This window comes from Methylorubrum rhodinum, assembly GCF_014199935.1.
In the GTDB taxonomy this organism is placed as follows: domain Bacteria; phylum Pseudomonadota; class Alphaproteobacteria; order Rhizobiales; family Beijerinckiaceae; genus Methylobacterium; species Methylobacterium rhodinum.
Genome location: NZ_JACHOP010000034.1, coordinates 31,551 through 40,291, shown reverse-complemented (window position 1 = coordinate 40,291; position 8,741 = coordinate 31,551). Strand labels below are relative to the sequence as shown.

The following is an 8,741-nucleotide window of genomic DNA, read 5'->3' as shown; positions in this document are numbered from 1 at the left end:
CGGTACTAATCGCCCGATCGGCTTGATCGCTCTCATGATCCGTGTCCGAGACTGACCGGCAGCCGCTGCCAAGCGGATGCCGTCAGACGCCACACACCAACACGATCGAAGACCACCGCCGGCACGCGCCGCCGGTCCTGCTTGCCGAACCCCAAAGTGACAAAAATCTTGTGCTGCGCCGGCCTGGTGGCCTGAGCGGTGTGCCCAGGACCCGATCCCATCTCGAACTCGGCCGTCAAACGCACCAGCGCCCATGGTACTGTGTCTCAAGACACGGGAGAGTCGGTCGCCGCCAGGCCTGCCCAGCACAAGATCACCTCACACCCGACCCCATTCCCTCGCCACGATCGCGGGCCCCCGGGGCCGTCCGATCGCCCGCTGTCCGAGCGCGTCGATATCCGCTCACCCCACGGACGGCCCCACCAGACACCACCATCACCGCGGGGTGGAGCAGCCCGGTAGCTCGTCAGGCTCATAACCTGAAGGTCGTAGGTTCAAATCCTACCCCCGCAACCAAAATCCAAGAACAATATCAACCAGATAGCCCGCCTCGCGCGGGCCTTTCTGCGTTCTGACATCGCGTCCCACGCGTTACGACACATTCCCAAGTTTTTACAGAGACTTACCTGCCTCCCTACGACCGGCTCCCATCCCTCGCCAAAAACTCCATGGCACATGATGGGCACATGAAAACAGGGCGGAGCTGGTGCCAAGACCGGACCAAAAAGCCCGAACGGTTCAGGATCGATCCGTCACACCACATGCCGGAACCAAACATCTAGACGCGTTCGATGTAATCGAACACACCGCCTATCTCCCAGCCTGAGACGCGCACCCGACCGTCGGCCGCCGGAGATCCTCACCAGATCCCCGCGATTCTGATGCCGAGCCGCTCCGGACCGCGCAGCGAGGCGCCGAGGCGGTAGGGCGGCGGGTCGGCCAGCAGCTTCGGGTCGCGCAGGCGGCGGCACAGAGCGACGAGGGCAATCTCCACCTCGATCCGGGCGAGCGGGGCGCCGACGCAGTAGTGCAGGCCGCCGCCGAAGCCGAAATGCTCGATGTCGTCGCGGTCGGGATCGAATCGGTCCGGGTCGCGGAAGCGCGCCGGGTCGCGGTTGCCGGCGGCGAACAGCAGGACGACCGGCGTGCCTTCGGGGATCACGGTGCCGCCGATGTCGATCGCGCCGAGCGCCTTTCGGGTCCGGAAGTGCACGGGGGGCTCGTAGCGCAGCAGCTCCTCGATCACCCGTGGCGCGCGCTCGGGATCGGCCTTCAGCCGCTCCAACTCGGCGGGGTGGCGCAGCAGGGTCAGCATCCCGTTGGTGATCAGGTTCACGGTGGTCTCGTGGCCGGCCACCAGCAGCAGAATCGCGGTGGCGATCAGGTCGACCTCGCCCATCCGCCCCCGGCCCGGCGCGGGCCGGGCGAGACCGCTCAGCATGTCGTCGGCTGGATGGCGGCGCTTCTGCTTGATGAGCGCCCGCATGTAGGCGGCGATGGCGTCGAACGTCGCGGCGTTGGCGCGGCGGGTCGTCTCGTCGGCGCGGGCGTCCGGCTCCAGCGCCGTGGCGAGCTGGGTTGCCCAGGCCTGGAATTGGGGCTCGTCCGCCTCGGGCACGCCGAGCAGGTCGCAGATCACCGCCACCGGCAGCGGGTAGGACAGATCCTCCACGAGACACACCTCGCTGCGACCGCGGCAGCGCTCGATCAGCTCGTCGACCAGCCCGGCGACCCGGCCGTGCAGTGCCCGGACCCGCTCGATGCCGAACTCGGCCATCACGAAGGCGCGCAGGGTGTCGTGGTCCGGCGGATCGCGGAAGATCAGGGGGCGGTGCGCGTTGGCGATGCGGTCCTTGATCGGGTTCAGGAACCAGTCCCGGATCGGGTTGCCGGTGCGCGGTCGCCGGGAGGGCGGCAGATCCTCCGAACTGAGGCGGGGATCGTGGAGCAGGCTGCGGATCGCCGCGTGGCTGCTGACGACGACCCTGCCGTCGCTCTGGCGGGCGACCGGCGTCGCGCGCAGCCGCGCGTAGAGCGGGTAGGGGTCGGCGCGGTGGGCCGGGTCGAGCACCTGCGCGAACAGCGTGTCGTCAGCCATGCCGGCCTCCCGTCGTGCCCGTCCCCGCCCCAGATCCGCGCGCCTTCGGGAAGCCGGGCGGGTGGCGCACGATCGCGGGCTGGTCGGTGGCCTGCCGGATCGGCGGGAACGGCGCGCCCGCCGCGACACGTTCCGCGTAGGCCGGCAGCCAGCGCGCCTCGTCGAAGGAGACGGCGGCGATGCTGCGCCCCGCCCGGCCGTAGACGGCGAGGAAGCGGCGTGCGGCCAGCGAGCCCTGCACGACCGCGAGGGAGTCGGCGCCCTCGGTGAGCCCGACGGCCTTGACGTTGATGCCGAACTGGCTCGACCAGAACGCCGGCAGATGCGCGTAGGGGCGCTGGTCGCCCGGGGCGGCCAGCATGTTGCGCGCGGCGTGCCGGCCCTGCTCGACGGCGTTGCCCCAGTGCTCGACGCTGACGAGGCGCCCCCCGTAGAGGGGGATGGGCCAGCGCGCGACGTCGCCCGCGGCGTAGACCGCCGGCACGGGGGCGCCGTCGGCGGCCAGGACCCGGCAGAAGCCGTCGCAGGTCACCCCGCCGACATCGGCCCGCAGGCCGGACTGCGCCAGCCAGCCGGTCGCGCGCATTGCCCCGAGGGCGACGATCACGAGGTCGGCCGCGACGATCGCTCCGTCGGCGAGGCGCACGCGCCGGACGGCCTCGTCGCCCTCCAGCGCGGCGACCTGGGTGCCGGGCCGGAAATCGACGCCCGCGTCGCGCAGGCAGGCGGCGAGGACGCCGCCGACCACCGCGCCCAGGGAGCGGGCCAGCGGCGCCGGGTTGGGGTCGAGGAGCGTGACGGGCAGGCCGAGGTCGCGGCAGCAGGAGGCCGCCTCGCAGCCGATCAGGCCCGCGCCCACGATCACCACGTGGCCGGGACCGCGCGCCAGGTCAGCCCGCAGCGAGGCCGCGTCGTCGCGTCCGCGCAGGGTGTGGACGCCCGCGAGCCGCGCGCCCGCCGGGTCCGGCCACGGCCGTGCCCGCGCGCCGGTGGCGACGAGCAGGCGGTCGAAGCCCAGCACCGCGCCGCCGGCCAGGGTGAGCGTCCGGGCGCCGGGGTCGAGAGTGATCGCGGGTCGGCCGAGGCGCCAGCGGGCGTCGAGGGGTACGAGGTTCGGGAGCTGCGTCGCGTCGGGCGCCAGTTCGCCCGCCAGGACGTGCTTGGACAGGGGCGGCCGGTCGTAGGGCAGATAGGGCTCGTCGCCGACGATCGTCAGTGGGCCGTCGTAGCCGGCCTGCCGCAGGGTCTCGGCGCCGCGCAGGCCGGCGAGCGAGGCGCCGACGATCACGATGCCGGCGGGTTCGGGCGCCACGCTCATGGTCCCGCTCATGGCCCCGCTCATGGCCGCCCCGCGCCCGGCCCCGCCTCGGGATCGATGTCCTCGTAGGCGAGGCTGATGGCCCGCACCGGGCAGGCCTGAAGGGCGCGCTCGATCTCGGCCCGCTCGGTGTCGGGTGGGGCGGGGTCGTAGAACAGGATCTCGTGGCCGCGCAGTTCGAAGCGGCGCGGTGCCGCGTAGCAGCACTGCGCGTAGCCCTGGCATCGGTTGAGGTCGACGACGACACGCACGGTGCGGATGCTCCTCAAGACGGTCCCGGGCGGACCGGGGACGACGTTCACGCCCGGTCATTCGGCGCCGGCCCGGCGAAGTTACCGCGGCGCGTGCCCTTTCTCACGCGGCGCGCCGGGTCGCGCGGCCTCGCCGTAACGCCGGCCGCGGCGGGGCGAAACGACGGGCATCCGGCCCCGGCGGCACCTGCGCCGCCGGCGGCCCTGCCCGAAGGAAGCCGCCATGAAAGTCCTGTTCGTCGCCACGCCCCTCACGGGGCACGTCAACCCGCTCCTGTCGCTCGCCCGCCTCGCGCAGGCCCGCGGCGACGGCGTCCTGTTCGTGACGGGGGCCGCCTTCGCGGACAGGGTCCGGGCGGCGGGCCTGCGCTTCGCCGGCCTCGTCGCGGAAGGCGAGCCGGAGTATCGCGCGACCGACATCCCGGCCGGGGCCGAGCGCTCGCGCCGCGAATTCGAGCGACGCTTCATCGACGCGATGCCGGGCCAAGCCGCGCGGCTCAAGGCCCTGATCGCCGAGGAGCGGCCCGACGTCGTCGTCGCCGGCAGCATGGTGCTCGGCATTCTGCCCCTGCTGCTCGATCCGGCGCCGCGGCCGAGGATCCTCGTCTACAACGTGAGCTTCCTCTTCCTCGAACGGTCCGACGGCGCACCGCTCGGCTTCGGATTGCCGCCCGCGCGCAGCCCGGAGGAGGCCGCGGGCTACGCCGCACTCAGCGCCAGCGTCGACATGGCCTTCACCGATCCGGTGCGGCGCACCGCCGACGCCCGGCTCGCCGAGGCGGGCCTGCCCGGCCTGCCGGCCTCGCTCACGCAGTCGATCATCACCCTGCCCGACGTGTTCATCCAGGCGAGCGTGCCGGACTTCGAGTACGATTACGGCCCGCTGCCGCCCAACCTGCGCTTCGTCGGCGCCCCGCCGCCGCCGCCCGCGACGGTCGGCGCGCCGGATTGGTGGGCCCGGCGCGACCCGGCGCGGCGCGTCGTGCTCGTCACCCAGGGCACGCTCGCCAACCACGACCTCGGCGAACTCGTCGAGCCGACGCTGCTGGCGCTCGCCGACCGCGACGACCTCCTCGTTGTCGCCACGACCGGCGGGCGCCCCGTGGAGGCGCTCGGCATCGCCGTGCCGCGCAACGCCCGCGTCGCCTCGTTCCTGCCCTTCGGCGAGATCCTGCCCGAGGTCGACCTGCTCGTCACCAACGGCGGCTACGGCAGCGTCTCGACGGCGCTCCAGGCGGGCGTGCCGCTCGTCTCGGCCGGGCTGACCGAGGACAAGGGCGAGATCGGCGCGCGGATCGGATGGTCGGGCGCGGGCGTGAACCTCGCCAGCAACCGCCCGACGACGGCCGAGATCGGTCGCGCGGTCGACGCGGTGCTCGGCTCGGCCCGCTACGCGGAGCGGGCCGCGGCTCTGGCCGCCGCCTTCGCCCGCCACGACACGGCGCGCGAGGTTCTGGCGCTGATCGACGGCGGGGCCTGAGCGGGGCGGTTGCGTGGACGGAGGCGCGCGGTGGATGACGACCGGAGGCATGACGACCGCGCCGGAGCTGGGCTGCCTCCGGGTGATGGCACGCGCCGCGCGGCACGCACAATGCCGTCTGGTCATCGTGTCGATGCCGACGGACGCGACCGACGCGCGGCGCGCGCGGATTCCTCATCGCGTCGATACCGATTCGGCATTGTACGGAGGCCGTCGCGGGCCGCTAAGGCCGAGGCGAGGCGGGATGGCGCGACCGACCCCGGCGCGGCCGCCCGCACTCACGATGCAGGGAGCGACCGGACATGAAGCGTACGGCAATCGTGCTGGCTCTCGTCGGCGCCGCGGTGGGCCCGGCACTGGGCCAGACCCTCGGATCGATCGACGCCTACGGGTCGAACTTCGAGCTGTCCCCGTTCGCGCCGATGCAGGCGTCGGTCGCGGTGGCCTCCGACAAGAACGGCCGCAAGTTCAATGTCGTCAAGCTTCCCAACGGGAAGATGATGGCGCTGATCGCGGTGGAGAGGGTCAGAGACTACTCGCCCTTCGCGGACGATTCCGAGATGATGTACGGCGATCACAAGGGATCGAGCCGGTAGCATCCCGCCCCGGCCGGTTTGCGTGTAGGGTGTCGGGATCGAGCGGAGGCGCCCGCACCAGCATGACGGTCCCGGCCGATGCACCCGAGCGGGGGTCCGGCGCCGTGTCGGGGCCGCCCTTCTCCTACGCGGGCCTGCCGAGGCTCGAACGGTTCGCCGACGTCCTCGACGGGGGCCGCTACGTCCCCGTCCCGGATTCCTGGGCGATCGCCCACTGCGACATCTTCGATTCGACGGGCGCGATCGCGCGGGGGCGCTACCACGCGGTGAACGTCGCGGGCGTCGCCGCGATCGCGGCGGTGCGCAACGCCCTGGGCGGAGCGCCGTTCGGCTTCGTGTTCGGCGGCGACGGGGCGAGCCTGCTCGTGGCCCCGCCGGATCGGGAGGCGGTCGCGGGCGCGCTCGCCGCGACGGTGACCTGGGTGCGCGAGGATCTCGGTCTCGACCTGCGCGCCGCTCTGATCCCCGCTGCGGCCCTGCGTGCCGCCGGCGCGGACCTGCGCGTGGCGCGCTACGCCGCCTCGGAGCACGTCGACTACGCGATGTTCACCGGCGGCGGCCTGTCGCTCGCCGACGCGATGACGAAGGCGGGCGCCTTCGCCCTGGCGCCGGCTCCGGCGGGGGCGCGGCCCGACCTGACCGGCCTGTCCTGCAGGTTCGAGCCGGTGGCGCCTCAAGACGGGATCGTCCTCTCGGCCGTCGTCGCGCCGGAGCCGGGGGCCGAACCGGCCTCCCTGCGCGCCGCCCTCGACGCGGTGCTGGCGCTGGTCGAGGCGAGCCCGGACATGGGGCGCCCGCTTCCGCCGCAGGGACCCTCGATCCGCGATCCCTGGTCGGGTCTCGCGGTCCGGGCCGCCGCCGCGGGGCCGCTGCTCGGGTCGCGCCGCCTGCGCCGCGCGGTCCTTCTCCTGGCGTCCCTGGTCTCCTATGCGGTGTTCCGGACCGGGCTGCCCGTCGCCGGCTTCTCGTCCCGGCGCTACCGCCGCCACGTCGCGGCCAACGCCGATTTCCGCAAGTACGACGACGGCCTGCGCCTGACGATCGCCTGTCCGGTGGCGACCGCCGAGGCGATCGAGCATGCACTGGAAGTCGCGCGCGCGGCGGGCCTGTTGCGCTTCGGCCTCTCCCGCCAGGACGCCGCGGTGGTGACCTGCATCACGCCCTCTGTGATGCGGGGCGACCACGTGCATTTCGTGGACGGAGCGGACGGCGGCTACGCGCGGGCCGCGCTCCAGCTCAAGGCCGACCGGGCATGAGCCCCCGCGACATCCCCTTCCTGGCCGGACTCGACGAGGCCTCGGCCCGGGACATCGCCGCCGGCATGGTCTCGCTCGCGGTGCCCGGCGGGCGGCCGCTCTTCGAGCAAGGCGAGGAGGGCGACGGGCTCTACTGCCTCGTCTCGGGCAGCGTCGGCATCTCGACGCGCGAGCCGCGCAGCGGCCTGACCCGCCGGATCGCGCGCCTCCACCCGCCGGAGATCGTCGGCGAGATGGCCCTGCTCTCGGCGGCGCCGCGCTCGGCCACGGCCACCGCCCTGCGCGATTCCCATCTCCTCCACCTGACGCGACCGGCCTTCGAAGCGGTGGTCTCCCGCCACCCGGCCACCCTCCTCTATTTCGGCCGCCTGCTCGCCGAGCGGCTGCGCGCCGTCTACGAGGCCAAGCCCCTCGACGATCGCCCGCGCAGCTTCGCCGTGCTCGCCGTGACCGAGGGTCCCGCCCCGGCCGGCTTCGGACGCGACCTCGCCGCCGCCCTCGACGCCGTCCTTCCGGGCAAGACCGGCTGCCTCGACGCGTGGCCGCCGGAGGCCGACGCGGCGTGGTTCCACGCCTACGAGGCGGCGCATGCCCGCACCGTCTTCGTCGCGCACGAGATCGACTGCCCGTGGTGTCAGCTCTGCCTGCGCCACGCCGACCACGTCCTGCTGCTGGCCGATCCTGGCGCGCCGCCCCGGCCCGGCGCGGCGGTCTACCTCGCGCGCTCCGCGGCCTCGGACTGGATGCGCATGGACCTCGTCGTCCGCCAGGACGCCGCCGCCGCCCTGCCGCGCCCGGTCCATCCGGACGTCGCCGCCCTGCCGACCACCCTCGCGATCCACGTGCGAGAATCGCGGCCGGCCGACCTCGCGCGGCTGGCACGGATCGTCAGCGGCTGCGCCCGCGGGCTCGTGCTCGGCGGCGGCGGCGCGCGGGGCCTCGCCCATCTCGGCGTGCTGCAGGCGCTCGACGAGGCCGGATTGTCCATCGATCTGGTCGGGGGCACCAGCATGGGCGCGATCGTCGCGGCGAGCCTCGCCATGGGCTGGGCGCTGTCCGAGATCCGCGAGCGGACGATCGAATCCTTCGTCGGCCGCAACCCGCTCAACGACTACACGCTGCCCTACCTCGCCCTGACGCGGGGCGCCAAGGTCGATGCCGGCCTCGCGGACCGCTTCGGGAGCGCATCGATCGAGAACCTCTGGCTCCCGTTCTTCTGCGTCTCGTCGAACCTGACGACGGGCAGCGCGATGGTCCATCGCCGGGGCCCGCTCGCCGCAGCCCTGCGCGCCAGCATCGCCATCCCCGGCCTGCTGCCGCCGGTCTGCACGCAGGAGGGCGTGCTCGTCGACGGCGGCATGATGAACAACCTGCCCGCCGACGTGATGGCGCGGACCGGCCGCGGGCCGGTGCTCGCGGTGGACGTCGGCAGCGACATGGCCTTCCAGGCCGTGCCGGCGCGGACCTGGCGGGGACGCGCCCTGCGGCGCTGGCTCGGCGCATCGGAGGCGATGCCGGCCATCGCGCCTCTATTGCTGCGCGCCGCCACGGTCTCGAGCGACGCCCAGACGATGATGGCGGTGAGCCGGGCGAGCGTGGTCCTGAAGCCGGCGCTCTCGGGCGTCGACCTGCGGGCGTGGTCGAGTTTCGAGAGCACCGCCGCCCTCGGCTACGCCTGCGCCCGCGAGGCCATCGCCGACGGGCGCCTCGCCGCCTGGGCCGAACCGGGAGCGTGAGCGGCG

Annotated in this window: 7 protein-coding genes, 1 tRNA gene and 1 rRNA gene; 6 read left to right on the top strand and 3 right to left on the bottom strand. The window is 73.6% G+C overall.

Translation table 11 applies throughout. The annotated features are described in order from the left end of the window. Positions 1-182: 182 nt before the first annotated feature. Together rrf and HNR00_RS23860 are read left to right on the top strand one after the other, a co-directional pair. A 5S ribosomal RNA gene (gene rrf / locus HNR00_RS23865) occupies positions 183-298 on the top strand. A 141-nt stretch (positions 299-439) separates the two neighbouring features. Further along, positions 440-516 (top strand) — tRNA-Met (locus HNR00_RS23860). Positions 517-859: 343 nt separating this feature from the next. Here HNR00_RS23860 and HNR00_RS23855 read toward each other — a convergent pair. Genes HNR00_RS23855 through HNR00_RS23845 form a run of 3 tightly spaced genes read right to left on the bottom strand, consistent with a single transcriptional unit; the run spans position 860 to position 3,667 of the window. Continuing rightward, positions 860-2,098: a cytochrome P450 gene (locus HNR00_RS23855; protein WP_183573771.1), complete on the bottom strand. Its 1,239-nt coding sequence runs from the start codon at positions 2,096-2,098 to the stop codon at positions 860-862. Further along, positions 2,091-3,428 carry an NAD(P)/FAD-dependent oxidoreductase gene (locus HNR00_RS23850; RefSeq protein ID WP_246391059.1) on the bottom strand — a complete coding sequence of 446 codons (1,338 nt, stop codon included), beginning with the start codon at positions 3,426-3,428 and terminating at the stop codon, positions 2,091-2,093. Before HNR00_RS23850 ends, HNR00_RS23855 begins: the two co-directional genes overlap by 8 nt. An 8-nt stretch (positions 3,429-3,436) precedes the next feature. Then, entirely contained in the window at positions 3,437-3,667 is a 231-nt protein-coding gene (locus tag HNR00_RS23845; RefSeq protein WP_183573770.1) for a ferredoxin, read from the bottom strand. Positions 3,668-3,890: 223 nt separating this feature from the next. Between HNR00_RS23845 and HNR00_RS23840 the strand changes: the two genes are divergently transcribed. The 4 genes from HNR00_RS23840 to HNR00_RS23825 all read left to right on the top strand — a co-directional run bounded on the left by HNR00_RS23840 (position 3,891) and on the right by HNR00_RS23825 (position 8,735). Further along, on the top strand, positions 3,891-5,147 hold the full coding sequence (locus HNR00_RS23840) for a glycosyltransferase (protein ID WP_183573769.1): 1,257 nt from the start codon (positions 3,891-3,893) through the stop codon (positions 5,145-5,147). Between the two features lie 302 nt (positions 5,148-5,449). After that, complete coding sequence (locus HNR00_RS23835; RefSeq protein WP_183573768.1) at positions 5,450-5,743, top strand: hypothetical protein; 294 nt, start codon at positions 5,450-5,452, stop codon at positions 5,741-5,743. Positions 5,744-5,805: 62 nt separating this feature from the next. Next, positions 5,806-6,999: a DUF3095 family protein gene (locus tag HNR00_RS23830; protein ID WP_183573767.1), complete on the top strand. Its 1,194-nt coding sequence runs from the start codon at positions 5,806-5,808 to the stop codon at positions 6,997-6,999. Beyond that, positions 6,996-8,735 (top strand): patatin-like phospholipase family protein, encoded by a 1,740-nt coding sequence (locus HNR00_RS23825; protein ID WP_183573766.1) that lies wholly within the window; start codon positions 6,996-6,998, stop codon positions 8,733-8,735. Before HNR00_RS23830 ends, HNR00_RS23825 begins: the two co-directional genes overlap by 4 nt. The last annotated feature ends 6 nt before the right edge of the window (positions 8,736-8,741 follow it).